The 26,416-nt window shown below is 43.0% G+C and carries 19 protein-coding genes, 25 tRNA genes and 3 rRNA genes; 45 read left to right on the top strand and 2 right to left on the bottom strand.

The window, feature by feature from the left end:
- Nucleotides 1–6: 6 nt before the first annotated feature.
- Nucleotides 7–1,299 (bottom strand): glutamate-1-semialdehyde 2,1-aminomutase, encoded by a 1,293-nt coding sequence (locus MHH58_RS09130; protein ID WP_341345717.1) that lies wholly within the window; start codon nucleotides 1,297–1,299, stop codon nucleotides 7–9.
- A 151-nt stretch (nucleotides 1,300–1,450) separates the two neighbouring features.
- On the opposite strand from MHH58_RS09130, the gene bcp reads away from it, so the two are divergent.
- From bcp to perR, 3 genes are all read left to right on the top strand, one after another.
- A complete protein-coding gene (gene bcp, locus MHH58_RS09125; protein WP_135099320.1) occupies nucleotides 1,451–1,897 on the top strand; it encodes a thioredoxin-dependent thiol peroxidase in 447 nt (148 codons plus the stop codon).
- 5 nt (nucleotides 1,898–1,902) lie between these two features.
- Nucleotides 1,903–2,835 (top strand): D-2-hydroxyacid dehydrogenase, encoded by a 933-nt coding sequence (locus MHH58_RS09120; RefSeq protein ID WP_341345716.1) that lies wholly within the window; start codon nucleotides 1,903–1,905, stop codon nucleotides 2,833–2,835.
- Between the two features lie 85 nt (nucleotides 2,836–2,920).
- Nucleotides 2,921–3,379 carry a peroxide-responsive transcriptional repressor PerR gene (perR, locus tag MHH58_RS09115; protein WP_369892035.1) on the top strand — a complete coding sequence of 153 codons (459 nt, stop codon included), beginning with the start codon at nucleotides 2,921–2,923 and terminating at the stop codon, nucleotides 3,377–3,379.
- A gap of 79 nt (nucleotides 3,380–3,458) precedes the next feature.
- Here the strand turns inward: perR and MHH58_RS09110 are convergent, their stop codons facing one another.
- The gene (locus MHH58_RS09110; protein ID WP_135099324.1) at nucleotides 3,459–3,854 is read right to left on the bottom strand and encodes a DUF2614 family zinc ribbon-containing protein; all 396 of its coding nucleotides are present in this window, start codon (nucleotides 3,852–3,854) and stop codon (nucleotides 3,459–3,461) included.
- A 634-nt stretch (nucleotides 3,855–4,488) separates the two neighbouring features.
- Between MHH58_RS09110 and MHH58_RS09105 the strand changes: the two genes are divergently transcribed.
- From MHH58_RS09105 to MHH58_RS08900, 42 genes are all read left to right on the top strand, one after another.
- Nucleotides 4,489–6,039 (top strand): 16S ribosomal RNA (locus tag MHH58_RS09105).
- 128 nt (nucleotides 6,040–6,167) lie between these two features.
- Nucleotides 6,168–6,244 (top strand) — tRNA-Ile (locus MHH58_RS09100).
- Between the two features lie 15 nt (nucleotides 6,245–6,259).
- Nucleotides 6,260–6,335: transfer RNA gene (locus tag MHH58_RS09095), tRNA-Ala, on the top strand.
- A gap of 136 nt (nucleotides 6,336–6,471) precedes the next feature.
- Nucleotides 6,472–9,360: ribosomal RNA gene (locus MHH58_RS09090) — 23S ribosomal RNA — on the top strand.
- Between the two features lie 81 nt (nucleotides 9,361–9,441).
- Nucleotides 9,442–9,556 (top strand): 5S ribosomal RNA (gene rrf / locus MHH58_RS09085).
- Together the 16S, 23S and 5S rRNA genes with 25 tRNA genes alongside form the textbook arrangement of a ribosomal RNA operon.
- 76 nt (nucleotides 9,557–9,632) lie before the next feature.
- Nucleotides 9,633–9,708, top strand: a tRNA-Val gene (locus MHH58_RS09080).
- 3 nt (nucleotides 9,709–9,711) lie between these two features.
- Nucleotides 9,712–9,787, top strand: a tRNA-Thr gene (locus MHH58_RS09075).
- A 12-nt stretch (nucleotides 9,788–9,799) separates the two neighbouring features.
- Nucleotides 9,800–9,872: transfer RNA gene (locus tag MHH58_RS09070), tRNA-Lys, on the top strand.
- An 11-nt stretch (nucleotides 9,873–9,883) separates the two neighbouring features.
- Nucleotides 9,884–9,968 (top strand) — tRNA-Leu (locus tag MHH58_RS09065).
- Nucleotides 9,969–10,000: 32 nt separating this feature from the next.
- Nucleotides 10,001–10,075, top strand: a tRNA-Gly gene (locus tag MHH58_RS09060).
- Between the two features lie 6 nt (nucleotides 10,076–10,081).
- Nucleotides 10,082–10,170 (top strand) — tRNA-Leu (locus MHH58_RS09055).
- 21 nt (nucleotides 10,171–10,191) lie between these two features.
- Nucleotides 10,192–10,265, top strand: a tRNA-Arg gene (locus MHH58_RS09050).
- A 10-nt stretch (nucleotides 10,266–10,275) separates the two neighbouring features.
- Nucleotides 10,276–10,349, top strand: a tRNA-Pro gene (locus MHH58_RS09045).
- A 27-nt stretch (nucleotides 10,350–10,376) separates the two neighbouring features.
- Nucleotides 10,377–10,452: transfer RNA gene (locus tag MHH58_RS09040), tRNA-Ala, on the top strand.
- A gap of 43 nt (nucleotides 10,453–10,495) precedes the next feature.
- Nucleotides 10,496–10,572, top strand: a tRNA-Met gene (locus MHH58_RS09035).
- Between the two features lie 6 nt (nucleotides 10,573–10,578).
- Nucleotides 10,579–10,655, top strand: a tRNA-Ile gene (locus MHH58_RS09030).
- A 20-nt stretch (nucleotides 10,656–10,675) separates the two neighbouring features.
- Nucleotides 10,676–10,768 (top strand) — tRNA-Ser (locus tag MHH58_RS09025).
- Between the two features lie 21 nt (nucleotides 10,769–10,789).
- A tRNA-Met gene (locus MHH58_RS09020) sits at nucleotides 10,790–10,861 on the top strand.
- A 24-nt stretch (nucleotides 10,862–10,885) separates the two neighbouring features.
- Nucleotides 10,886–10,961, top strand: a tRNA-Asp gene (locus MHH58_RS09015).
- 28 nt (nucleotides 10,962–10,989) lie between these two features.
- A tRNA-Phe gene (locus tag MHH58_RS09010) sits at nucleotides 10,990–11,065 on the top strand.
- 5 nt (nucleotides 11,066–11,070) lie between these two features.
- Nucleotides 11,071–11,143 (top strand) — tRNA-Thr (locus MHH58_RS09005).
- A gap of 8 nt (nucleotides 11,144–11,151) precedes the next feature.
- Nucleotides 11,152–11,232 (top strand) — tRNA-Tyr (locus MHH58_RS09000).
- Between the two features lie 7 nt (nucleotides 11,233–11,239).
- Nucleotides 11,240–11,310: transfer RNA gene (locus MHH58_RS08995), tRNA-Trp, on the top strand.
- A 15-nt stretch (nucleotides 11,311–11,325) separates the two neighbouring features.
- A tRNA-His gene (locus MHH58_RS08990) sits at nucleotides 11,326–11,401 on the top strand.
- Between the two features lie 4 nt (nucleotides 11,402–11,405).
- Nucleotides 11,406–11,477, top strand: a tRNA-Gln gene (locus tag MHH58_RS08985).
- A 20-nt stretch (nucleotides 11,478–11,497) separates the two neighbouring features.
- Nucleotides 11,498–11,568, top strand: a tRNA-Cys gene (locus tag MHH58_RS08980).
- 16 nt (nucleotides 11,569–11,584) lie between these two features.
- Nucleotides 11,585–11,656 (top strand) — tRNA-OTHER (locus MHH58_RS08975).
- Nucleotides 11,657–11,705: 49 nt separating this feature from the next.
- A tRNA-Leu gene (locus MHH58_RS08970) sits at nucleotides 11,706–11,790 on the top strand.
- 231 nt (nucleotides 11,791–12,021) lie between these two features.
- The gene (locus MHH58_RS08965; RefSeq protein WP_341345714.1) at nucleotides 12,022–13,119 is read left to right on the top strand and encodes a carbohydrate kinase; all 1,098 of its coding nucleotides are present in this window, start codon (nucleotides 12,022–12,024) and stop codon (nucleotides 13,117–13,119) included.
- A complete protein-coding gene (locus MHH58_RS08960) occupies nucleotides 13,116–14,030 on the top strand; it encodes a pseudouridine-5'-phosphate glycosidase (protein ID WP_135099071.1) in 915 nt (304 codons plus the stop codon). Before MHH58_RS08965 ends, MHH58_RS08960 begins: the two co-directional genes overlap by 4 nt.
- 89 nt (nucleotides 14,031–14,119) lie before the next feature.
- Nucleotides 14,120–15,823 (top strand): alpha/beta hydrolase family protein, encoded by a 1,704-nt coding sequence (locus MHH58_RS08955; protein WP_341345713.1) that lies wholly within the window; start codon nucleotides 14,120–14,122, stop codon nucleotides 15,821–15,823.
- A 493-nt stretch (nucleotides 15,824–16,316) separates the two neighbouring features.
- Nucleotides 16,317–16,619, top strand: a complete 303-nt coding sequence (locus MHH58_RS08950; protein WP_341345712.1) for an urease subunit gamma — start codon at nucleotides 16,317–16,319, stop codon at nucleotides 16,617–16,619.
- A gap of 41 nt (nucleotides 16,620–16,660) precedes the next feature.
- Nucleotides 16,661–16,981, top strand: a complete 321-nt coding sequence (locus MHH58_RS08945; RefSeq protein WP_341345711.1) for an urease subunit beta — start codon at nucleotides 16,661–16,663, stop codon at nucleotides 16,979–16,981.
- A complete protein-coding gene (ureC, locus tag MHH58_RS08940; RefSeq protein WP_341345710.1) occupies nucleotides 16,981–18,699 on the top strand; it encodes an urease subunit alpha in 1,719 nt (572 codons plus the stop codon). Before MHH58_RS08945 ends, ureC begins: the two co-directional genes overlap by 1 nt.
- 10 nt (nucleotides 18,700–18,709) lie before the next feature.
- Nucleotides 18,710–19,165, top strand: coding sequence for an urease accessory protein UreE (ureE, locus tag MHH58_RS08935; protein WP_341345709.1), 456 nt, complete (start codon nucleotides 18,710–18,712; stop codon nucleotides 19,163–19,165).
- Entirely contained in the window at nucleotides 19,158–19,844 is a 687-nt protein-coding gene (locus MHH58_RS08930) for an urease accessory protein UreF (RefSeq protein ID WP_341345708.1), read from the top strand. The genes ureE and MHH58_RS08930 overlap by 8 nt, the downstream gene beginning before the upstream one ends.
- Before the next feature lie 51 nt (nucleotides 19,845–19,895).
- Complete coding sequence (ureG, locus tag MHH58_RS08925; protein WP_341345707.1) at nucleotides 19,896–20,516, top strand: urease accessory protein UreG; 621 nt, start codon at nucleotides 19,896–19,898, stop codon at nucleotides 20,514–20,516.
- Entirely contained in the window at nucleotides 20,509–21,333 is an 825-nt protein-coding gene (locus tag MHH58_RS08920) for an urease accessory protein UreD (RefSeq protein WP_341345706.1), read from the top strand. Before ureG ends, MHH58_RS08920 begins: the two co-directional genes overlap by 8 nt.
- A 64-nt stretch (nucleotides 21,334–21,397) precedes the next feature.
- The gene (locus MHH58_RS08915) at nucleotides 21,398–22,990 is read left to right on the top strand and encodes an ABC transporter substrate-binding protein (protein ID WP_341345705.1); all 1,593 of its coding nucleotides are present in this window, start codon (nucleotides 21,398–21,400) and stop codon (nucleotides 22,988–22,990) included.
- Nucleotides 22,969–23,979, top strand: coding sequence for an ABC transporter permease (locus tag MHH58_RS08910; RefSeq protein WP_341345704.1), 1,011 nt, complete (start codon nucleotides 22,969–22,971; stop codon nucleotides 23,977–23,979). The genes MHH58_RS08915 and MHH58_RS08910 overlap by 22 nt, the downstream gene beginning before the upstream one ends.
- Nucleotides 23,980–23,982: 3 nt before the next feature.
- A complete protein-coding gene (locus MHH58_RS08905) occupies nucleotides 23,983–24,840 on the top strand; it encodes an ABC transporter permease (protein ID WP_341345703.1) in 858 nt (285 codons plus the stop codon).
- A gap of 18 nt (nucleotides 24,841–24,858) precedes the next feature.
- The gene (locus MHH58_RS08900) at nucleotides 24,859–26,340 is read left to right on the top strand and encodes an ABC transporter ATP-binding protein (protein ID WP_341345702.1); all 1,482 of its coding nucleotides are present in this window, start codon (nucleotides 24,859–24,861) and stop codon (nucleotides 26,338–26,340) included.
- Nucleotides 26,341–26,416 lie beyond the last annotated feature (76 nt).

The raw sequence follows: 26,416 nt of genomic DNA, 5'->3' as shown, positions 1-26,416 counted from the left end.
CAACTCCTAAAGGTCATTTTTGAACACATCTTCAACTATAGCAAGTGTATCATCAATATCTTTATCCGTGTGTTCCGTTGTTAAGAACCATGCTTCGTATTTAGAAGGCGCGATGTTGATCCCCCGGCTGATGAGTCCTCTGAAGAATTTCGCGAAAATTTCCCCGTCGCTTTCCTCAGCCTGTTTATAGTTTGTAACAATTTCATCAGTAAAGTAAATCGTCAGCGCACCGACTAAACGGTTGATTTTCGCTGTAATATTATATTTATCGATTAAATCATTGAGACCGTCTTCGAGTTTTGCACCCAGTCTGTCAAGTTCGTCATAGACTCCGGGCTGCTCAAGCACTTCAAGACAGGCGATTCCCGCTGCCATTGACAGAGGGTTACCTGCCATTGTCCCGGCCTGGTATGCAGGACCAAGGGGCGCAACATTTTCCATAATATCAAGTCTGCCGCCGTAGGCGCCAATTGGAGTGCCGCCGCCGATAATTTTGCCCATGGCAGTTAGGTCGGGTGTGACTCCGACTATGTCAGAAGCAGAACCGTAACTGAAGCGGAAGGCTGTAATAACCTCATCGTAAATAACGAGAGAACCGTTTTCGTGTGCAATATCATTTACCGCCTGCAGAAATCCTTCTTCAGGTTCAACAATGCCGAAGTTGCCGACAATAGGTTCAACAAGTACCGCTGCAATTTCATCACCGAAGTGGCTGACAGCTGTTTTAAAATCTTCAATATTATTAAAAGGCACGGTAATTACATCCTGTGCAACACTTTTCGGTACGCCGGCAGAATCCGGTGTGCCAAGCTGGGATGGGCCGCTGCCTGCAGCGACAAGTACAAGATCCGAATGACCATGGTAACAGCCTTCAAATTTAATAACTTTATTGCGCCCGGTATAAGCACGTGCAACACGGATAGTCGTCATAACTGCTTCTGTTCCGGAGTTGACGAAGCGGACACGTTCCAGAGAAGGAATCGCTTTTTGGAGTTTACGTGCAAAATCTATCTCGAGCTGAGTAGAGGTTCCGTAAAGAATACCTTTACTTGACTGCTCGGTAATTGCTTCGTGGATTCTCGGGTGAGCATGGCCTGTAATAATCGGGCCGTACGCAGCAAGATAATCGATATATTTGTTGCCGTCGACATCGAAGAAGTAGGGACCTTCAGCTCTTTCCATAACCAGCGGCGCACCGCCTCCTACCGCCTTGTAAGATCTTGATGGTGAGTTGACGCCGCCTAAGATGACTTCTTCAGCGTCGATTTGCAGTTTCTTTGAATTCGTATGATTATACATAATTTCATCCTTACTTTTCGTCAGTTTTATTCATTCAATATAATACCATACATCGGGGAAATATTTAAGGAAGTAGAATAGTTTAAAGTATCCGGAGGAAAGGGTATTATAGAGTTACAGACGAATTAATGATGAAAAGGATGACTTATAAATGGAAAAATTTCCGAAGTTTGAACTAGAAAATCAGAATGGCGAAATCGTATCTAATGATTCATTAAAAGGACGGACAGTAATTTATTTTTACCCAAAAGATAATACACCTGGATGTACTACTCAGGCGTGTGATATGAGAGACAGCATGGCGGACTTGAATGAACTAGGTGTGACTGTATACGGAGTAAGCGGTGACAGCAGGAAGAAACACCAGAATTTTATAGAAAAGCACGGCTTAAATTTTGATCTTCTTGTCGATGAGGATTTTAAATTATCTTCTGAGCTTGGAGTGTACGGACCGAAGAAAGCATTCGGCAAGGAATTTGACGGTATTACCCGTACCACGTTCGTAGTAGACGAAGATTCAAACATTCTGAAACGTTTCGATAAAGTAAAAGCATCCGAACACGCAGAAGAACTGAAGAAATTTCTCAAAGAGGGGTAGACAGCATGAAGATTACTTCAACGGTTAAATTAAAAGAAGAGATGATTGAAAAAATAGGTAAAGAACATAGTTATTTATATGTAGAAAAAGAAAATATGACAGATGAAATAAAAGCTGGAACTGAAGTTTTCGTTACATACGGCGGTGATTTGACTGACGGTGAAGCGGAAAAATTTGAGAATTTGATTTGGGTCCACGTTATGAGTGCGGGAATTGATGAAATTCCAAAAGACATTTTTGATAAAGCGCTCGTCACAAATTCAACGGGTATTCATAAAATACCGATGACGGAATTTGCGGTCGGTATGCTCCTGCAATATTATAAGAAGTTTAACCAGCTGCAGGAAGCTCAAAATAAAAATGAATGGATTAACTATTCACTTTCAGAGGAATTACATGGAAAAGAAGCTCATATTCTCGGAACAGGGAGTATCGGCAGTCATCTTGCGAAAGCACTGCAGATTTTCGGAGTGCGTACAGCTGGATATAATACAAACGGCCGCTCTATAGAAGGCTTTGATCAGACTTATCCAATCAGTGAACTGAATTCACAGATCGGCAGTGCCGATATCATGATTAATATTTTGCCGAGCACACCGAGTACAACGAACTTTCTTCAGACAGAGACATTTAAGGTTATGAAAGATGAAGCGGTATTTTTAAACATCGGCAGAGGAACTGTAATGACAGACGAAGTGCTGCTTGAAGTGCTGGAAGAGAAATACATTGCGCATGTTTTATCAGATGTATTTAATGAAGAACCGCTGCCGGCAGACAGCCCGCTGTATACTTTTAATAATTTGACTATTACTCCGCATTGCTCAGCGAAAACCCGCATGTATAATGTCAGAGCGTTTGAGATATTCAAATATAATCTTGAGCATATAAATGATAAGTCAAAAATGAAGAATGTTATAGATTATTATAAAGGTTATTAATAATAGTTTGACAATGATTTTACATTCAAAGTACAATGTATATATTAGGTATATATAAATAGAAGGAAGGATCAGTCATATGAAGATGATAGATACTCATCATGACCATTTCACAGAGTCTCTTGAGGCGCTTAAAGAAACAGGTGTGAGAATTACACCTCAAAGAAAAGCAGTCCTCAATTATCTTGTTGAAAGTGAAGTGCATCCGACTGCCGATGATATATTTCAAGCTCTGTCCAGCGACTTTCCGAATATGAGCGTCGCGACAGTTTATAATAACTTAAAATTATTTAAACAGACGGGTCTGGTTAAAGAACTGACTTACGGGGATTCATCGAGCAGATTCGATTTTAACTCAGTACCGCACTATCATATCATCTGCAGCGAATGCGGTAAGATTACGGATTTTCAATATCCGGCATTAGAAGAAGTAGAGCATCTTGCAGGTTTAGTTACAGACTACGAAGTCAGTCATCACCGTTTGGAAATATACGGTGTCTGTCCTGAATGCAGCAAAAATGAAGAAAGTGCTTCGTGCAGATAAAACCAGTTTCTTCTATATAAAGGATGTAAAAAGAACATCAATAAAAATTCCCGGTGCGAGACGCACCGGGAATTTTTATTTAATCTTTACCGTTTTCTTTATTGCGTATCTCTTCGATCTTCTTCTCTCTGCGGTGTTTAACATTATAATCAGTAGTGAACGCTTCGCCTTCAAGTTCCTGATCTAATGTTAAAGGCTCTTTACAATGCTGACAGTAATCAACTCTGCCGAGAATCTTCGTATGACGTTCGCAGTTCGGACATTGGACAGTAACTGTGCGTGTACTGATCATACCGACCCAGAAGTAGATAACGAAACTGAGCATAATAGGCAGTGTTCCCAAGACAAGGAAAATCATCATTGCCCATGGAGTTTCACGAAAGAATATACCCAGGTACATTACAGCCATACCTATGAATATCATAGCAAGAGCCCAGCCGCGTATACGCATTATTTTATTGCCGGGTTTTCTCATTTATGTCACCTCTAAAATTATTCTATACTTTCTCAAGCTTATATGATAGTATATATCAAGTATTCATTTTGCGTATTTAACACTTCGTTACGAAGTTGTAACATTTCTAAACAATATGTTAAATTAATTTAGAAAATAGTGTTGACGAAACAAAAGATACTTGATATGATATAAAAGTCGTCAAAACACGACGCATACAAAAATATCTTTACAAAACAACTTTGAAAAAAGCTGTTGCGTCTGTAACCGAGACGTGGTATGATATGAAAGTCGTCAAAACACGGCTCAACAAAAACTTAACAAACGCTTTAAATTAGTTATTGCATTCAAAACTTGAATGTGTTAAGATAGAAAAGTCGTTTCAAACACGACGTAACAAAAACTTAACAAAAACTTAAAAAAGCTGTTGCATCTGAAAAACAGACATGTTAAGATAATTGAGCAGTCAACGAGATTGACGCAAACAACACAAAGCTTTACACAAAGAACATTGAAAACTGAATGACAATATGTCAACGTTTAATTCCGAATAAACAAGTCTTCTATTAACTAGGAGCACACATTGAGGCGACCAATTGAAACGCAAACGAGATACTGTCAGCAGTATCAACAGAGCTTAAGTTTAAGTTCTCCAATCATGGAGAGTTTGATCCTGGCTCAGGATGAACGCTGGCGGCGTGCCTAATACATGCAAGTCGAGCGCGAGATTGAGGAGCTTGCTCCTCATGATCGAGCGGCGGACGGGTGAGTAACACGTAGGCAACCTACCCTTGAGATTGGGATAACTACCGGAAACGGTAGCTAATACCGGATACGACTTTCCTGCATAAGCAGTTAAGTTAAAAGGCGGATTTATCTGCCGCTCATGGATGGGCCTGCGGTGCATTAGCTAGTTGGTGAGATAGTGGCTCACCAAGGCGACGATGCATAGCCGACCTGAGAGGGTGATCGGCCACACTGGGACTGAGACACGGCCCAGACTCCTACGGGAGGCAGCAGTAGGGAATCTTCCGCAATGGACGCAAGTCTGACGGAGCAACGCCGCGTGAGTGATGAAGGGTTTCGGCTCGTAAAACTCTGTTGTTAAGGAAGAACACTTGAGGTAGTAACTGGCCTTGAGATGACGGTACTTAACCAGAAAGCCACGGCTAACTACGTGCCAGCAGCCGCGGTAATACGTAGGTGGCAAGCGTTATCCGGAATTATTGGGCGTAAAGCGCGCGTAGGCGGTAAAATAAGTCTGATGTGAAAGCCCCCGGCTCAACCGGGGAGGGTCATTGGAAACTGTTTTACTTGAGTACAGAAGAGGAGAGTGGAATTCCATGTGTAGCGGTGAAATGCGCAGAGATATGGAGGAACACCAGTGGCGAAGGCGGCTCTCTGGTCTGTAACTGACGCTGAGGTGCGAAAGCGTGGGGATCAAACAGGATTAGATACCCTGGTAGTCCACGCCGTAAACGATGAGTGCTAAGTGTTGGGGGGTTTCCGCCCCTCAGTGCTGCAGCTAACGCATTAAGCACTCCGCCTGGGGAGTACGGCCGCAAGGCTGAAACTCAAAGGAATTGACGGGGACCCGCACAAGCGGTGGAGCATGTGGTTTAATTCGAAGCAACGCGAAGAACCTTACCAAATCTTGACATCCTCTGACAGCCCTAGAGATAGGGTTTCCCTTCGGGGCAGAGTGACAGGTGGTGCATGGTTGTCGTCAGCTCGTGTCGTGAGATGTTGGGTTAAGTCCCGCAACGAGCGCAACCCTTAAGTTTAGTTGCCATCATTAAGTTGGGCACTCTAGACTGACTGCCGGTGACAAACCGGAGGAAGGTGGGGACGACGTCAAATCATCATGCCCCTTATGATTTGGGCTACACACGTGCTACAATGGACAGGTTACAAAGGGCAGCGACGCCGCGAGGCCAAGCGAATCCCATAAAACTGTTCTCAGTTCGGATTGGAGTCTGCAACTCGACTCCATGAAGCTGGAATCGCTAGTAATCGTAGATCAGCATGCTACGGTGAATACGTTCCCGGGTCTTGTACACACCGCCCGTCACACCACGAAAGTCGATAACACCTGAAGCCGGTGGGCCAACCTTTATGGAGGCAGCCGTCAAAGGTGGGATTGATAATTGGGGTGAAGTCGTAACAAGGTAGCCGTATCGGAAGGTGCGGCTGGATCACCTCCTTTCTAAGGATATTACGGACATCTCTTTGAGATGAAATTCGGAAGCGTTAGACATATTGTATTCAGTTTTGAATGTTTCTTTATAGAGATATTCTCGTATTTATAATATAATAACTCATTCATTATTTAATGGGCCTATAGCTCAGTTGGTTAGAGCGCACGCCTGATAAGCGTGAGGTCGGTGGTTCGAGTCCACCTAGGCCCACCATTAAATATACAATATGGGGGCTTAGCTCAGCTGGGAGAGCGCCTGCCTTGCACGCAGGAGGTCAGCGGTTCGATCCCGCTAGTCTCCACCATTTATATTATGAATTTATGTACATTGAAAACCGTATAGAAGTAAAGAGAAGAGTAAAACGATTTCAAATCGAGCAAACGAAATGAAAGCGAGAACGCAAACGTATCTATCAGATACACTCACACAAATTTCATTACGATTAAGTAGTGAAGGGCGCACGGCGGATGCCTAGGTACCAAGAGCCGATGAAGGACGGAACAAACACCGATATGCTTCGGGGAGCTGTAAGTAAGCTATGAACCGGAGATTTCCGAATGGGGAAACCCAATACCGCGAGGTATTACCACAGCGTGAATACATAGCGCTGTTGGAGGACACCTGGAGAACTGAAACATCTTAGTATCCAGAGGAAGAGAAAGAAACATCGATTCCCTAAGTAGCGGCGAGCGAACGGGGAAGAGCCCAAACCAGCTTCGGCTGGGGTTGTAGGACATTCACAACGGATCTAAAGACTTAGACGAATGGTCTGGGAAGGCCAACCGCAGGGGGTAAGAGTCCCGTAGTTAAAAGGTTGATAGATTTAGAATGTATCCTGAGTACGGCGGAACACGAGGAATTCCGCCGGAATCCGGGAGGACCATCTCCCAAGGCTAAATACTCCTTGGTAACCGATAGTGAACCAGTACCGTGAGGGAAAGGTGAAAAGCACCCCGGGAGGGGAGTGAAATAGAACCTGAAACCGTGCGCTTACAAGTAGTCAGAGCCCGTTAAAGGGTGATGGCGTGCCTTTTGTAGAATGAACCGGCGAGTTACGAATATATGCAAGGTTAAGCAGTAGATGTGGAGCCGCAGCGAAAGCGAGTCTGAACAGGGCGAATGAGTATATGTTTGTAGACGCGAAACCAGGTGATCTACCCATGACCAGGCTGAAGTTCAGGTAACACTGAATGGAGGGCCGAACCGACTTACGTTGAAAAGTGACCGGATGAGTTGTGGGTAGGGGTGAAATTCCAATCGAACCTGGAGATAGCTCGTTCTCTCCGAAATATATTTAGGTATAGCCTCATATTAGCATCGTGGAGGTAGAGCACTGTTTGGATGAGGGGCCCATCCCGGGTTACCGAGTTCAGACAAACTCCGAATGCCACAGATGTGATGTATGGGAGTCAGACAGTGGGTGATAAGGTCCATTGTCGAGAGGGAAACAGCCCAGACCACCAGTTAAGGTCCCCAAATATATGTTAAGTGGAAAAGGATGTGGCGTTGCACAGACAACTAGGATGTTGGCTTAGAAGCAGCCATCATTTAAAGAGTGCGTAATAGCTCACTAGTCAAGTGACGCTGCGCCGAAAATGTACCGGGGCTAAACATATTACCGAAACTGTGGATTAAAATTTATTTTAATGGTAGGAGAGCGTTCTAAGTGCGGCGAAGCATGACCGGGAGGACATGTGGAGCGCTTAGAAGTGAGAATGCCGGTGTGAGTAGCGAAAGACGGGTGAGAATCCCGTCCACCGAACGACTAAGGTTTCCAGAGGTAGGCTCGTCCGCTCTGGGTAAGTCGGGACCTAAGCCGAGGCGAAAAGCGTAGGCGATGGACAACAGGTAGAAATTCCTGTACCAGTTAGATTGCATTTGAGTGATGGAGTGACGCAGTAGGAAAAGATGAGCGCGCGGAAGGAAGAGCGCGTCCAAGGCACAAGGCTGCATGCCAGGCAAATCCGGCATGCGTGACGGCTGAGTGTTGACGGGGAGCCGAAAATAGTAGGCGAAGCATACGGACTCACACTGCCAAGAAAAGCTTCTAGCAAGTAATCAGACTGCCCGTACCGTAAACCGACACAGGTAGTTGGGAAGAGAATTCTAAGGTGAGCGAGCGAACTCTCGTTAAGGAACTCGGCAAAATGACCCCGTAACTTCGGGAGAAGGGGTGCTTATAGAAATATAAGCCGCAGTGAATAGGCCCAAGCGACTGTTTACCAAAAACACAGGTCTCTGCCAAACCGAAAGGTGACGTATAGGGGCTGACGCCTGCCCGGTGCTGGAAGGTTAAGAGGAGTGCTTAGCGTAAGCGAAGGTACGAATTGAAGCCCCAGTAAACGGCGGCCGTAACTATAACGGTCCTAAGGTAGCGAAATTCCTTGTCAGGTAAGTTCTGACCCGCACGAAAGGCGTAACGATTTGGGCACTGTCTCAACGAGAGGCTCGGTGAAATCATAGTACCTGTGAAGATGCAGGTTACCCGCGACAGGACGGAAAGACCCCGTGGAGCTTTACTGTAATTTGATATTGAATCTTGACTCCACCTGTACAGGATAGGTGGGAGCCAATGAAGCATGGACGTCAGTCTATGTGGAGGCACTGGTGGGATACCACCCTGGTGTGGTTGAGATTCTAACCCGCAGCCGTGATCCGGCTGGGAGACAGTGTCAGATGGACAGTTTGACTGGGGCGGTCGCCTCCTAAAGAGTAACGGAGGCGCTCAAAGGTACCCTCAGAATGGTTGGAAATCATTCACAGAGTGTAAAGGCATAAGGGTGCTTGACTGCGAGACCTACAAGTCGAGCAGGGTCGAAAGACGGACTTAGTGATCCGGTGGTTCCGCATGGAAGGGCCATCGCTCAACGGATAAAAGCTACCCCGGGGATAACAGGCTTATCTCCCCCAAGAGTTCACATCGACGGGGAGGTTTGGCACCTCGATGTCGGCTCATCGCATCCTGGGGCTGTAGTCGGTCCCAAGGGTTGGGCTGTTCGCCCATTAAAGCGGTACGCGAGCTGGGTTCAGAACGTCGTGAGACAGTTCGGTCCCTATCCGTCGTGGGCGTAGGAAATTTGAGAGGCGCTGTCCTTAGTACGAGAGGACCGGGATGGACATACCACTGGTGTACCAGTTGTCGTGCCAACGGCATTGCTGGGTAGCTACGTATGGACGGGATAAATGCTGAAAGCATCTAAGCATGAAGCCCCCCTCAAGATGAGATTTCCCCAATAGATGCCTCAGAGACTATGAGGTTGATAGGTTTGGCGTGTAAGTGTGGCAACACATTCAGCGGACAAATACTAATCCATCGATGACTTATTCAAATAGTAAGACCAGAAATTTAAAGAGTGCGTTCACTCTTCTCGATACTTCTATCCGGTTTTGAATGTACAGACATTCAATAGTCTGGCGGCGATGGCGGAGAGGCCACACCTGTTCCCATGTCGAACACAGCAGTTAAGCTCTCCAGCGCCGATGGTAGTTGGACTGACGTCCCGCAAGAGTAGGACGCTGCCAGGCTGTACATATTTTTTAGAAATAAAATTAAATAATGATTGATTTATTAATAGAAATATAAGATAATAGTATCTTACATGGAGAATTAGCTCAGCTGGGAGAGCATCTGCCTTACAAGCAGAGGGTCGGCGGTTCGAACCCGTCATTCTCCACCATGTGCCGGCCTAGCTCAATTGGTAGAGCAACTGACTTGTAATCAGTAGGTTGGGGGTTCAAGTCCTCTGGCCGGCACCATCTCTTAACTAAGAGCCATTAGCTCAGTTGGTAGAGCATCTGACTTTTAATCAGAGGGTCGCAGGTTCGAATCCTGCATGGCTCACATTCAAATATGCGGGTATGGCGGAACTGGCAGACGCACTAGACTTAGGATCTAGCGCTTCACGGCGTGGGGGTTCGACTCCCTTTACCCGCACCATTTTAAAACAGTATTTATTAATAGTATAGTCAGCGGAAGTAGTTCAGTGGTAGAACATCACCTTGCCAAGGTGGGGGTCGCGGGTTCGAATCCCGTCTTCCGCTCCAGTTTAAGCCGGGGTGGCGGAACTGGCAGACGCACAGGACTTAAAATCCTGCGATAAGTGATTATCGTACCGGTTCGATTCCGGTCCTCGGCACCATATTGAATTAAATAATGCAATGCGCCCATAGCTCAATTGGATAGAGCGTCTGACTACGGATCAGAAGGTTAGGGGTTCGACTCCTCTTGGGCGCGCTTATAGAAACGGGAAGTAGCTCAGCTTGGTAGAGCACTTGGTTTGGGACCAAGGGGTCGCAGGTTCGAATCCTGTCTTCCCGACTCTTTTAAAAAAATAAATGTTATAATGGGGGCTTAGCTCAGCTGGGAGAGCGCCTGCCTTGCACGCAGGAGGTCAGCGGTTCGATCCCGCTAGTCTCCACCATTATTTTAAAAAGTCAAAGTTATAGTGATAATCAATTTAACTCGGCGGCGTAGCTCAGCTGGCTAGAGCGTACGGTTCATACCCGTGAGGTCGGGGGTTCGATCCCCTCTGCCGCCACCATTTGATGGACCTTTAGCTCAGTTGGTCAGAGCAAACGGCTCATAACCGTTGGGTCGCAGGTTCGAGTCCTGCAAGGTCCACCATAGCTTAAACTTAATATCGCGGAGGAATACCCAAGTTCGGCTGAAGGGATCGGTCTTGAAAACCGACAGGGGCTTAACGGCTCGCGGGGGTTCGAATCCCTCTTCCTCCGCCATTTTTAATTTAATAATATTATCGCGGGATGGAGCAGTGGTAGCTCGTCGGGCTCATAACCCGGAGGTCGGAGGTTCGAATCCTTCTCCCGCAATTATTTTTATGCAAGTTTATATTAGGTCCCGTGGTGTAGCGGTTAACATGCCTGCCTGTCACGCAGGAGATCGCGGGTTCGATTCCCGTCGGGACCGCCATTTTTTATCTGACAATTTTATACATAGTGGTTTAGTAGCTCAGTTGGTAGAGCATGTGATTGAAGCTCACAGTGTCGGCGGTTCGATTCCGTCCTGAACCACCATTTAAGCCGGCCTAGCTCAATTGGTAGAGCAACTGACTTGTAATCAGTAGGTTGGGGGTTCAAGTCCTCTGGCCGGCATTCTTTACGGAAGGGTAGCGAAGTGGCTAAACGCGGCGGACTGTAAATCCGCTCCTTCGGGTTCGGCAGTTCGAATCTGCCCCCTTCCATTAGTATAGGGGTATCGTATAATGGTAATATAGAGGTCTCCAAAACCTTTGATGTGGGTTCGATTCCTACTACCCCTGCATTTTATTAAAATGGCGGTTGTGGTGAAGTGGTTAACACACCGGATTGTGGTTCCGGCATGCGTGGGTTCGATCCCCATCAGCCGCCCCATTTTTGGGCTGTAGCCAAGCGGTAAGGCAACGGGTTTTGGTCTCGTGACGCGAAGGTTCGAATCCTTCCAGCCCAGTTTTTTTATAGATTTCCTTTGGCGCCATAGCCAAGTGGTAAGGCAGAGGACTGCAAATCCTCTATCACCGGTTCAAATCCGGTTGGCGCCTTAAACTATACTTTCATGCGGAAGTAGTTTAGTGTTTAGAACATGCTTCTTCCTGAAGCAAGACATAGGTTCAAATCCTATCTTCCGCTTTATATTTTTCAACTAATTAGATGACTAATTAGTATTTTTTTTTAATGAGCCACCGTGGCGGAATTGGCAGACGCGTTGGACTCAAAATCCAATTCTCGTTAAGAGAGTGTCGGTTCGATCCCGACCGGTGGTATACTTTAGCACTGTGCTGTTGGCACAGTGCTTTTTTTGTTTTTTGTAATGAAGAGTCATGCAGGATATAATTAAAATGGCTTTTAAATAAGATTTAGTGAAAATATTCTCATAAAATTCACAAATGATGTGACTTATTAACAAAAACTGTTCTATTTTGTGTTAAAATAAGTTTTTATTGCTTAAATCATATATAATTTAAAGCAGTAAAAAGTGAGTTAGGAGGATAGCAATGCATCCTAAAGAAAATGACGTTTTAAAACATATAAAAGATAACCCTTTCATATCACAAACTGAACTGGCTAAAAAAGTAGGTCTGACTAATTCTTCTGTGGCTGCGATTGTATCCGAGCTTGTGAAGAAAGAATTTATTCAGGGACAGGCATATGTACTGAATGCAGAGTATCCAATTGTCTGTATAGGCGCTGCTAACCTGGATCGCAAATTCTTCGTTCATGATCAGCTGATACACGGTACTTCGAATCCTATTCAGTCTGCACATTCAGTCGGAGGTGTTGCGCGCAATATCGGTGAGAACCTTGGACGACTCGGAGAGAGCGTTGCTCTGATTACGACACGGGGCGATGATGGTGAATGGAAAACAATTCACGATTTAACTGCACCGTTTATCAATCTCGATTTTGCTGAGCATATTGCAGGACAGAGTACAGGCTGCTATACTGCATTAATCAGTCATGAAGGTGAGATGGAATACGGTTTTGCCGATATGAACATCTACGATTATCTGACACCGGAAGTGCTGATTAAACAGACATACATATTAAAGCGTGCGAAATGTATTATTGCAGATCTAAACACACCGAAAGTGTCTCTTGACTTCTTGTGTGCTTATGCAGAGAAGCACGATCTTAATCTTGTGCTGATACCTGTGTCGGGACCGAAAATGAACCGTATGCCGGATAATTTAAATGCAGTCGACTGGCTGATTGTTAACAGAGACGAAACAGAAGCACACTTTAACATTAAAATTCACAGCGATGAAGATCTGCTTAAAGCAGCAGGAATGTGGAATGAAGCAGGTGTTAGTCACGTTATTGTTACAAATGGCGTCAAATCGATAGCTTACAGCGGTAAGAGCGACGGCGGTAAGATATACAGCATAATTCCATCGGACAAGGTTGTCGACGTCACAGGGGCTGGAGATTCATTTTCCAGCGCTATCGTGTTCGGCTGGCTGAAGGGCTATCCAATCGATGACGTCGTGAAGATGGCGATGATGAACAGCAGTAAGACAATAGAGACAGAATATACCGTACGTCAGGATTTAACAGAAAAACAACTTATTAAAGACATGGAGGAAGCAAAATGAATCATTTAATCGAACTACACCCGGATGTTAAAGAAGCGCTGGAAAGCAATAAACCGGTAATTGCACTTGAATCAACTATTATTTCTCACGGTATGCCTTACCCACAAAACGTTGAAATGGCTAAAAAAGTAGAAGATATTGTTCGCGAAGGCGGCGCAGTTCCTGCAACAATTGCTATTATGGACGGCAAGATTAAAGTTGGTCTCGATGAAGCTTCACTTGAAAAACTTGGGAACTCTGAAGGTGTAGCGAAAGTTTCACGCCGCGACCTGGCAGAAATTATTGCGACTAAACGCATCGGTGCAACGACAGTGGCATCGACGATGATTTGTGCAGAAATGGCAGGCATTAAATTCTTCGTTACAGGCGGAATCGGCGGTGTTCACCGCGGTGTGGAAGAAACTATGGATATCTCAGCGGACCTTGACGAGTTAGGGAAAACTGATGTCGCTGTTATCTGTGCTGGAGCTAAATCAATTTTAGACCTTGATAAGACGATGGAATATCTTGAAACTAAAGGTGTACCGGTAATCGGCTATCAAACGGAAGTACTGCCGGCATTCTTCACACGCACAAGTGATATTAAATTAAACACTGTGTCTGAAACAACTGAAGACATCGCTGCAATTATTAAAGCGAAGCACGATCTTAAACTTGAAGGCGGTACAGTAATTGCGAACCCTATTTTAGAAAGCGATGAACTGCCAAAAGAGTATATCGACGGTATCGTTATGGAAGCTGTTAAAGAAGCTGAAGAAAACGGCATCGGCGGTAAAGATTCAACACCGTTCCTGCTAGGTAAAATTGTCGAAAAAACAGAAGGCAAATCTCTGGAAGCCAACATTAAATTAGTGTACAACAACGCTAAAGTCGGTACGCAGATTGCTGTAGATTACTTTAATATGCAATAATTATTAATTTAAGCCCTAATCCTTACAATTCTTTAAGGATTAGGGTATTTTTATATATAAGGATTACATAATTAAAAGAGGGTGCCGAAGTGACGGAGTTTACTAAATATCTATCATTGAAATTGGACAAAAGCGAAGAGAATTTATATGTCATCTCAGATGAGACGGGGAAACGTGAACTGCACAGCTACAATTTAAAAAATAAGAGTTATGTCAAAGTGACAAACGAGCAGGAGAACGTTAAAAACTATTGGTTTACAGACGGGGGACTGTTAACGGCAACAGATTTAAAAGGCAATGAACGCGAGCAGCTGATTTACACTAACAAAGAAGAAAAGGTGCAGCTTACGGCGGATGACGATTATTATCACCATTACGGTGTACATATGGATGGAAATTTTATCTTTTTGAGAAACCATAAAGAAGGTAAAATATTTGAGCTGATAAACTATTCGGACGGACAGCAAAAAGTCCTGAATTCATTTGAAGAACCGTCTTCGATTATTGGGGAATTCGATGATAATCATATACTGATAAGCCAGGCTGTAAATAATTTAGATAAAAAAATCTTTCTCTTTAATATAAAAACAGGAGAATTAACAGATACAGAACTGCCGGCAGGACGGTTTGGCAATTACCGCTCACTGAATGATGCGGAAGCTCTATTTACGAGCGATTATTTGGAAGGCCATTTAAATTTATATAAATTAAACAAAGAAACTTTTGAATTTAAAAAACTGACTTATTTTAAATGGGACATTCAGAAAGTAATTGTGCTTGAAGATAAAAATAATATTGTTTTCGAAGTGAATAAAAAAGGCTTTTCTAAACTCTTTAAATATGATGTTCAGAATGATCTCCTCGAAACACTTGATTTCTCAAGCTGCGGAGTAGTGCACTCACTGGCTAATTCTAATGACAAGCTGTACGTCCTGTATTCGGATATGGCAACACCGCATGCAGTGTATGAATTTAATATAACAGACAGCAGTACAGAAAAATTATTCGGCAATGAGGAAATCGATACTCAAATCAATACAACATACTCGACATATCCGTCGTTTGACGGACTCGATGTACCGTATTATTTATATCAGCAGAACGAGAAGGCACCAACCGCAATTCACGTGCACGGCGGACCGGAATCGCAGGCGCGCCCAGAATTTAATGAATTGTATTATAAGCTCTATAAAGAAGGTTATCAGATTGCGGTGCCGAATATCAGAGGATCGACGGGATATTCTAAATTTTATATCGGTCTTGATAACCAGGAGAAACGCATGGATGCTGCAAAAGATGTTGTTGAACTGCGGCAGCATTTAATTAACAAACATCAGGCTGATAAAGACAATATTTTTATTATGGGAAGAAGCTACGGCGGTTTTATGACACTGCTGCTGATTACCCAGTTCCCGAAATTGTGGAAAGGCGCTGTCGATATTGTCGGCATTTCGCACTTTACAACCCTGTTGTCTAACACACCGGCCTGGCGCCGGGAGCAGCGCTCTTATGAGTACGGTTTTATCGGCGAGCACGATGAGTTCATGCAGTGCATTGCACCGCTGAACAATACTCAGAGAATACGCTGCCCGCTTAAAATATTTCACTCGCATAACGACGTCAGAGTACCGTATTCGGAATCGGTCCAGATGTTTGAAAGAATGAAAGAAGAAAATAAAGATGTAGAGCTCACTGCATATGAAAATGAAGGACATCAGTACTTATACACTGAAAATCAGGATGATATGAATACTAAAATAATTAAATTCTTTAATGAATTAAACGTAAAATGATTAACCAAGACCCCGCCAAAACGAAAATTTTGACGGGTCTTTATTGTATAAAGCTTTAAAATCTCTCAAGTTATATAAAATGGATTAATAATTAATAGTGTTACGCTTGCTTTAGCCGGGGATAATTATATAATAGGTTTGTAGTAAGAATCGCTTTAAACCAACGTTAGATTACTATTTACTCTTTTGATATCTACGATTTTGTTATATTTCACTTTTAAATATATTTCATTTTAAAATTATTCTGGAGATCCGCTATCTCCTTCATAGACTGTATGAAAACGAATAATGAACACTTATAATTTTATCTTTATAAATTTCTAAAAAACAGAAGTATACGTTAATGGATACTATAGTTGCACTTTGTGACGTGGTTTATTTATTAATGAAAAATTTAAGCAGAATCAGTTATATCAAAAGAATTCTAAATAGTTTTAAAAATCTTAAATTGGTTATAGGTAGAGTGCGATATTATATTCTAGGAGGATGACTTATGCAGTTAACACCACGCGAGAAAGAAAAGCTGATGATAGTAGTGGCTGCCGACCTTGCACGAAGACGCAGAGAACGGGGGCTGAAGCTGAACCATCCGGAAGCTATGGCATTAATTACTTATGAAATAATAGAAGGCGCCAGAGATGGTAAAACCGTCGCTGAACTGATGGAATATGGAGCGACAATACTTAAACGTGAGGACGTTATGACAGGGATACCCGAAATGATTGATGACATCCAGGTGGAGGCTACTTTTCGGGATGGTACAAAACTGGTTACGGTGCATGACCCAATCCGTTAATCTGAAAAAAGTTATTTAATAAAGAAAGGAATTGATTGCTGATGATTCCGGGAGAATATATTTTAAAATCTGAAGAAATTGTTTGTAATGAAGGTGTAAATAATACAAGTATAACTGTCATTAACAAAGGAGATAGACCAATTCAAATCGGTTCACATTATCATTTTTATGAAGTGAATAATGCTCTGAGCTTTGACAGAGAACAGGCATATGGCAAAAGACTGGATGTTCCGGCCGGGGCAGCTGTAAGGTTTGAACCGGGTGATGAAAAAGAAGTCCACCTGATTGATTATGCCGGTAAACGAGAAGTTTACGGTTTTCACAATAAAGTAGATGGGCCATTGAAAGGCGGGAATGAATAATGAGCTTCAAAATGTCTAGGAATCAATATTCTCAAATGTACGGTCCGACTACCGGTGACTCTATTCGTTTAGGAGATACGAATATATTTATTCAAATTGAAAAAGACTATACAAAATACGGAGAAGAAGTTGTTTTTGGCGGAGGCAAGGTAATACGTGACGGCATGGGACAGCACCCGCTGATTACACGGGAGGAAGATGAACGCGTTCCGGATACCGTCATCACGAATGCAGTTATTTTGGACTATACCGGTATTTATAAAGCGGATATTGCTCTTCGTGATGGTAAGATTTCCGGTATCGGCAAGGCTGGTAATCCTTTGGTGCAGGATAAGGTGGATATTATCATCGGTGCTTCCACCGAGGTCATTTCAGGAGAAGGAAAGATCATTACAGCGGGAGCCGTTGATACTCACGTGCATTTCATTAATCCGGATCAGATAGAAGTTGCTTTGACTGGTGGTATTACTACAATTATAGGAGGAGGCGCCGGACCGGGAGCAGGCTCCAGGGCGACAACTGCCACTCCTGGTAAATGGCACATTGAACGTATGCTCGGAGCACTAGAAGGACTGCCGATTAATGTGGGTCTTACAGGTAAAGGACACGCAACGTCGAGAGAGCCACTGGCAGAACAAATACTTGCCGGAGCGATTGGCCTGAAGATACATGAAGACTGGGGAGCTACCCCGTCGGCGATTAGCCATGCTTTGGAAGTAGCTGATGAATTCGATGTACAAATTGCCCTGCATGCCGATACTTTGAACGAAGGCGGCTTTTTTGAAGATACAATGGCAGCAATAAAAGACCGTGTAATTCATATGTATCATACTGAAGGTGCAGGTGGAGGGCATGCCCCTGACTTGATTAAATCAGCAGGCTATATGAATGTACTTCCTGCTTCGACGAATCCGACGCTTCCATATACAGTTAATACAATAGATGAACATCTCGATATGGTCATGGTTGCTCATAACTTGAATCCTTCGGTACCGGAAGATATCGCATTTGCGGATTCCCGAATTCGCAGTGAATCCATCGCAGCGGAAGATATACTTCAGGATATGGGCGTCTTCAGTATGATGAGTTCGGATGCACAGGCGATGGGCCGGATTGGCGAAGTAGTATTAAGAACATGGCAGACTGCGGATAAAATGAAAATGCAGCGCGGTATTATGGAAGGCGACAGCGAGCATTCAGACAATAATCGCGCTAAACGTTACATTGCGAAATATACCATCAATCCATCGATTACACATGGGATATCGGATTATGTCGGTTCGGTAGAAGTAGGGAAAATTGCAGATCTGGTTATTTGGGATCCGAAGTTTTTCGGAGCCAAGCCCGAGATGATATTGAAAAACGGCATGGCTGTGTCGAGCCTTATGGGGGATCCCAATGCAACGATTCCAACGCCGCAACCGATGAACTACAGACCGATGTTTGCCTCCTACGGCAAAGGACTGTCAAATAGTTCGATTACATTTGTATCCCAGGCGGCTTATGACAACAATATTAAAGAGAAGCTTGGGCTCCAAAAAATGGTGCTTCCGGTCCATGGAATTCGTGAATTGACAAAGAAAGATATGAAATTAAATTCGGAAACACCGGATATCGATGTGGATCCGCAAACTTATGAAGTAAAAATTAATGGAGAAGTCCTGACATGCGAACCGGTTGATATCGTACCGCTTGGTCAGCGTTATTTCCTATTTTGAGGTGACAGTATTGATAGTAGAAGAAATAGTAACAAATATAAGAGAATTGAATGCAGATGAACTGGAAAAACGTCATCTGGAAAAAGTATATATGGAAAGTTCACATTTAATGAAACGTATACAGCGTGTCGAAACAGACCATGGCCGTGATGTCGGTATACGTCTGAAGAACCCCCGCGATCTGGAAGCGGGAGATGTGCTTTATATGGATGATGATAATATGATTGTTGTCGATGTATTATCGGATGATTTAATTATTATCAGTCCCCGCAGTATGAATGAGATGGGAACAATTGCCCATCAGCTCGGGAACCGTCATTTGCCGGCACAATTTGAAGGTGACAATATGCTTGTTCAGTACGACTATCTTGTAGAGGAATTACTCTTAGAGATGGAGATACCTTTTAAACGTGAGGAACGTAAAGTTAAACAAGCATTCCGTCACATCGGACACAGCCATGACTAATAATGCTTTGTCGTTGTTGCAATTATGTGATTCAAACTTTCCAAACGGTGCCTTCAGTCATTCATTCGGACTGGAGACCTATATCCAAAACGATATTGTCTTTGATGCAGAGACTTTTTCCGACTGGTTAAAAGTTTATCTGCATGAGCAGCTGGCATACGCAGATGGTCTGGCTTCAAGAATTGTATATGAAGCTCTTGAAAATGATGATTTAGAAAGAATTTGGGAAATCGATCGTATCTTAACAGTTCAAAATCTGTCAAAGGAATCACGTGATGGAACCCAGCGTATGGGAGACAGGATGCTGGACATTGCGGAATCAATATATAATATCCCTATTTTATCAACTTACCGTAAACGCCTGAAGGAAAAAAAATCCTTTGGACATTCGGCAATCGTATTTACGATGGTTGGTCATTACCTAGATGTAGAAAAAGAAACTACCATTGTATATTATCTGTATTCGACGATTGTTTCGCTTGTACAAAATGCAGTGCGTGCGATTCCGCTTGGACAGACTGCAGGCCAGAAAGTAATTTATGCTTTTCAGGAAGAATTGAAAACAGCAGCGGAAAAAATTATGAAATTGGATGAACTTGAATTCGGAGTTGTTTCACCGGGACTTGAAGTCTCACAGATGCAGCACGAACGCGTAGGGATACGTATATTCAGTTCATAGCAATATATTGAAAATTTAGCAGAATAATTAATTTATGAGGACGTGTTAATTATGGAACCAATAAGAATTGGTGTCGGAGGACCTGTTGGTGCAGGGAAAACAATGTTAGTGGAAAAGATTACCCGTGAACTGGCTAACGAAGTGAGTATGGCGGTAATTACTAATGATATTTATACGAAAGAAGATGCTAAGTTTTTAGTTAAGAACGGCATTCTGGATGAAGATAGAATTGTCGGTGTTGAAACGGGTGGATGCCCTCACACTGCGATTCGGGAAGATGCATCAATGAACTTTGCGGCAATCGATGAACTTAAGGAAAAACATTCCGATGTTGAATTAATTTTTGTAGAAAGCGGCGGTGATAATTTAGCAGCCACTTTCAGTCCGGAACTGGTAGACTTTTCTATTTATATTATCGATGTGGCGCAGGGAGAAAAAATTCCGCGTAAAGGCGGTCAAGGCATGATTAAATCGGATTTATTCATCATCAATAAAACAGATTTGGCACCGTACGTAGGTGCGAGCCTCGACGTGATGGAATCCGATACGAAAGTCTTCCGCGGAAATAAACCGTTTGTGTTCACCAATTTAAAAACTAATGACGGTCTGGATCAGGTAATCGAATGGCTTGAAAAACATGCATTATTAAGAGGATTGGGACAAGATGTCTAAATGGACTGGTATTCTGGAGATGGATATGGAGAACCGGCAGGGCAGGACGGTAGCCGACAATGTTTATTTTCAGGGTGCATTTAAAGTAATGCGTCCTGTATACCTGAACAATTACAACTATCCCTGTTATTATCTTTTGAACCCGGGCGGCGGCTATCTCGATGGAGATACGTACCGGATGAAAATAACACTGCAGGAAGAAGCTCAGCTGACTCTGACTACTCAGTCATCGACAAAAGTTTACAAAACACCTAAATCATATGCATATCAGGAAACGGAATTTCATTTAAAAAAGGATAGTTATTTAGAGTATCTTCCAGATGCACTCATTGCATATAAGGATGCAAAATACGTACAAAAAAATGTCGTTTATATGGAGCAGGGCGCGACTCTGCTGTATTCCGATATCGTAACGCCCGGATGGTCACCGGAAGGCAGTAAATTCAGTTACGACAGCTTGCAGCTTAAAAGTGAAATTTATATGGATAATGAGCTAGTTGTTTTTGATCACGTTAAACTGCAGCCTGAAATGCAGAATATGGCTGGGCTGGGTTTTATGGAAGGATATACACATTTAGGTTCATTTATCGTTATTGGAGAGAAAACGGATGATGCATTACTGGATCGGCTGTACGAAACGATACAGGAAGAAACAGGAGATTTTGAATTTGGGATATCAAAACTTACGCTGCCGGGCTTTACTCTAAGGATTATGGCTAACAAAACGCAGGTTATCGAACGGATTATAACTTCCTGCCATGCTGTAATCAGCGATGAATGGAATCAGATGGAACCAAGTTTTCTAAGAAAATATTAATGTATGGCCCGACATATTAAAACAGTGTCGGGCATTATTTTTAAATATAAAGGAGAAGCGGCAAATGAAGAAGATAAATATTCTAGTCTTATTTTTACTCGCAATTATAATGACTGCGTGCTCGAATGAAAATAATGAGCAGACAGAAAATAAAATGAACAGCGATGAACTCGTGCTGGCCGTTGGAGGAGTGACGGATGAAGGGTTTGACCCGACTACGGGATGGGGGATGTACGGTTCTCCATTATTTCAGAGTACATTATTGAAATATGATAAAGATTTTAATATTGAAAATGATTTGGCAACCGATTATAAAGTCAGTGATGACGGTTTGACTTATATAGTGGAAATACGTGATGATGTAATGTTTTCAGATCAGCAGCAGCTGACGGCTGAAGATGTTGTGTTTACTTTCGAAACCGCACAGGACAGTGGTTCTATTATCGATTTGAGTAATCTGGAGCAGGTGGAAGCTGTAAATGATTATACAGTTGTATTTACATTGAAAGAACCTGAATCTACTTTTATTTCGCATCTTGTAACACTCGGAATTGTGCCGGAGCATGTTTACGACAGTACATATAATGAAAATCCTGTTGGTTCGGGACCATATCAGCTGGTGCAATGGAACAAAGACCAGCAGTTAATTGTGGAAGAAAACCCTTATTATTACGGAGAAATTTCCGGATTTGAAAAATTAACATTTTTATTCCTGGAAGAAGATACAGCATTTGCTGCTGCTAAATCCGGTGAAGTAGACATTGCAGCCATCACCCCGAGTTTTGCTGAACAGGACGTTCCGGGTATGGATTTAGTGACATTAGATACAGTGGATAACAGGGGAATCGTCTTTCCTTATGTGAAATCCGGTCAGCAAAGAGAAGATGGCACACCGGTTGGAAATGACGTCACGGCAGATGAAACTATTAGAAAATCAATTGATATTGCTGTGAACCGGGAAGCAATGGTGGACGGTGTGCTGAACGGGTACGGCAGACCAGCTTATTCAGTAGCAGATAATTTACCATGGTGGAATCCTGAAACAAAGTTCGATGATAATAAAGTTGAAGAAGCCAAATCAATGCTGGATGAAGCTGGCTGGAAAGAAAATGACCAGGGCGTACGTGAAAAAAACGGACTGGAAGCGGCTTTCACAATCTTTTATCCTGCAGGTGATGAAATCCGTCAGTCTCTTTCAATGGCAGCGGCAGACCAGATTAAAGAGCTTGGAATCAAAGTAGATATAGAAGGGCAGAGTTGGAATGAACTCGAGAAATTAATGTATTCCAACCCTGTCATGATGGGCTGGGGCAGTCATGACCCGTTGGAAATGTATAATATATACAGCAGTGAAACAAGAGGGCAAGGTTACTATAACACGAATTATTATTCCAACCCTGTTGTGGATGAATATATGGAAAAAGCAATGCGCGCAACAACACCGGAAGAAGCCAATGAATACTGGCAGAAAGCACAATGGGACGGTGACACAGGCTTTTCATCCCGCGGTGATACTCCATGGGTGTGGCTGATTAATACCCAACATCTTTATCTGGTGAATGAAAATCTCGATATCGGTGAACAGAAATTACAGCCGCACGGACACGGCTGGCCGGTGACAGACTTTATTGAACAATGGCACTGGAAAGAGGGATAATAGTGCACAGCAAAAAAATAATGAAATATATTTCATTAAAGCTTTTGAAACTGATATCTATGCTGGTTGCCATAAGCATTTTATCCTTTGTACTTCTCAGGCTCTCACCGATAGATCCGGTCCAATCGTATATTGGAGCGGATATGACTCGTGTGAGTCCCGAACAGCGGGAAAACATAGAAGAACACTGGGGACTGAACGAAACGGCTATTCATCAATACATTTCCTGGGGAAAAGCTGTTCTTAGAGGTGATCTCGGAACATCTCTGCTGTACCGGTCCGATGTAGCAAGTGTAATTGGAGAGCGTTTTGCAGCTTCTCTCGCATTGATGGCGGTGGCATGGATAATTTCAGGAGTTATTGGTTTTGTATTGGGAATAACAGCGGCCTTGAAACAAGGAAGCTGGATAGATAAAGTCATAAAATTTTATTGTTTTACTCTCGCATCAACCCCGGCTTTCTGGCTGGCGCTGCTCTTGCTGATTATATTTTCTGTCTGGCTTGGCTGGTTTCCTGTCGGCCTTGGTTCCCCTGCAGGAATTTTAGAGGAGAATGTTTCATTGGCAGAACGTCTGAAGCATTTATTTCTTCCGGCGCTAACATTAAGTGTTGTCGGTGTTGCTAATATTACACTGCATACGAGACAGAAATTGATAGAGGTATTGGAAAGTGAATACGTCCGTTTTGCTTTGTCCAAAGGCGAAAAAGGATTTGATTTGCTCTGGCGTCATGGTTTAAGAAATATTTCTCTGCCTGCTGTTTCTCTGCATTTTGCTTCTTTCGGAGAACTCTTTGGAGGTGCTGTTTTAGCAGAGCAGGTATTTTCTTATCCCGGCCTTGGACAGGCGGTGGTCGATGCAGGACTTGGCAGTGATGTGCCGCTCCTGCTGGGTATCGTTCTGTTTACCACTCTGTTTGTATTCACAGGGAATTTACTGGCGGATTTACTGTATAAAATTATCGATCCCCGTATGAGAAGGATGATGTAACTAATGGAAGAGAAAGTTTTGAAGAACCAAAGTGACAAATTCCGGCTTAACCTCAGACAGCGCACAATAGGGAAGATTACAGGCGCATCATGCATCCTTGCTTTATTGGTCATCAGCGGTTATATGATAGATGGGGAAAATATAAATATTAATTTGGAAGCTAAAAATCAGGCGCCGGATCTTGAACATCTTTTTGGAACAGATTGGCTTGGCAGGGATATGCTGCTCAGGACATTGAAAGGTTTGGTTTTAAGTCTGGGAGTGGGTATAATAGCTGCTTTTTTCAGTACAGTGATTGCTTTAGTACTTAGTCTGCTGTCTTCATGGAATAAAACAGCGGATAACATAGTAACCTGGTTGATTGATTTATTTTTAAGCGTCCCGCATATCGTTACTTTAATATTGATTTCATTTGCTGCGGGCGGAGGTTTTAGAGGAATCGTTATTGGTCTCGCCCTGACACACTGGCCAAGCCTGGCAAGGCTGTTAAGAGCAGAAGTTCTGCAGCTGAAAACAGCAAAATATGTCTGGGTATCCAAGCAGATGGGCAAATCCAGATTATGGATTGCCGGACATCATTTTTTACCGCACTTAGTGCCTCATCTTTTTGTTGGTTTTATCCTGCTGTTCCCCCACGCGATTTTACATGAAGCAGCAATCACCTTTCTCGGATTTGGTTTATCCACAGAAACACCGGCGATAGGCATTATTTTATCGGAGTCGATGAAGTACCTGTCTACAGGTCTGTGGTGGCTGGCATTGTTTCCGGGCTTGTCATTATTACTGATGGTTATACTTTTTGATATGCTCGGCAGAAATATAAGAAAGCTGATTGATCCTTTTCAGGGACAAAAGATATAGAGGAGATGGAGATGTGTAATGGCTAATAGTAAAATTGTTGAACAGCCGGAGAAAGTACCATTATTGGAAGTGAAAAATTTCTCATTAAGTTTCCGGCATTATGAAACAGGCTTGCGTGAAACAGAGTTGGAAATTGTCCGTAATTTCAACTTAACCATTCATGAGGGAGAAACTGTTGCTGTGCTGGGAGCGAGCGGATCTGGAAAAAGTTTGCTTGCAAACGCAATATTAGGCATTCTTCCATCCAATGCTAAAGTTTCCGGAACGTTGAAATATAAAGGAAAATCACTGACAAAAAAAAGGCAGTCTTTACTGAGAGGCAGAGAGATTTCACTTATCCCGCAATCAGTTAATGCACTAGACCCGTTGATGAAGACAGGCAAACAAATCCGTCCGGTGACTAAAAAGAAAGCGGACAAAGACATCGAGAAGGATATCTTTGAAAAACTTGGACTGCCTGCTTCTGTCGGACAGCGGTATCCATTTGAATTGTCGGGAGGAATGGCCAGAAGGATACTTGTTTCTTCTGCCATTGTGAGCAGTGCAGATTTAATAATTGCAGACGAGCCGACACCGGGGCTCGATCCAGCTGTTCTTGAGGAAACTGTCAGACAGATGAAACAGTTTGCCGAGGGTATTAAAGGGATGATGTTTATTACCCATGATATTGAAGCTGCCTTAAAAGTGGCGGATAAAATTGCTGTATTTTATAAAGGTGAAACAATAGAGATTGCCCGTTCGGAAGATTTTTCCGGTAAAGGAGAAAAGCTCAGACATCCTTACACAAAAGCATTATGGAACGCCTTGCCGAAAAATGATTTTATCTCATTAAAGGACCGGCTGTCTTCAGAGCAAGATGAAAATACAGATATGATCCCAGAAAAACAGAAAAATAATAAGCTTGAATTAAGCGGAATAAGCTATCGCTATCCTAAGGGAGAATGGTTATTCAGAAATTTGGATCTGACGGTAATGCCGGGTGAAATTTTAGGTATATATGGAAAAAGCGGCAGCGGTAAATCGACACTGGCTCAAATTATCTCGGGCTATAAAAAGCCATCCGAAGGTTCAATCCGGCTCGGGGGCGAAGCAATTGCTGAAAATGGCAGAAATCCTGTACAAATGGTTTGGCAGGATTCAGAAAAAACAATCAATCCGAGATGGAAAATTAAAAAAACACTGCAAGAAGGCGGTCCTGAAAATCAGGAGCTTTTTAAAGCTATGGGGATTAAAAAAGAATGGATGACCCGTTGGCCGAGTGAACTGTCAGGCGGCGAACTGCAAAGGTTCTGCTTAACGCGTGTACTCATGGGTAAGGTGGATTATCTTATTGCAGATGAAATAACAACAATGCTGGATACTGTCACTCAGGCACAAATTTGGAGTTCCTTAATCGAACTATCGAAAGAAAAAGAAATAGGTATTATTGCAATCAGTCATGATCACCAATTACTGGAAAGGATTTGTGACCGGGTTATACAGTTTGAAGACTTGAAATGATTTTTATATTTAACTGAAAGATGTTAGACTAAAATATAAATTCCTGAAAAAAGCATTTTTTGTATTAAAACGGGAA

The sequence above is a fragment of the Jeotgalicoccus sp. FSL K6-3177 genome (assembly GCF_038050175.1).
GTDB lineage: Bacteria > Bacillota > Bacilli > Staphylococcales > Salinicoccaceae > Jeotgalicoccus > Jeotgalicoccus nanhaiensis.
The sequence above is the reverse complement of the archived record's forward strand: the minus strand, read 5'-3'. Positions and strand labels throughout refer to the sequence as shown.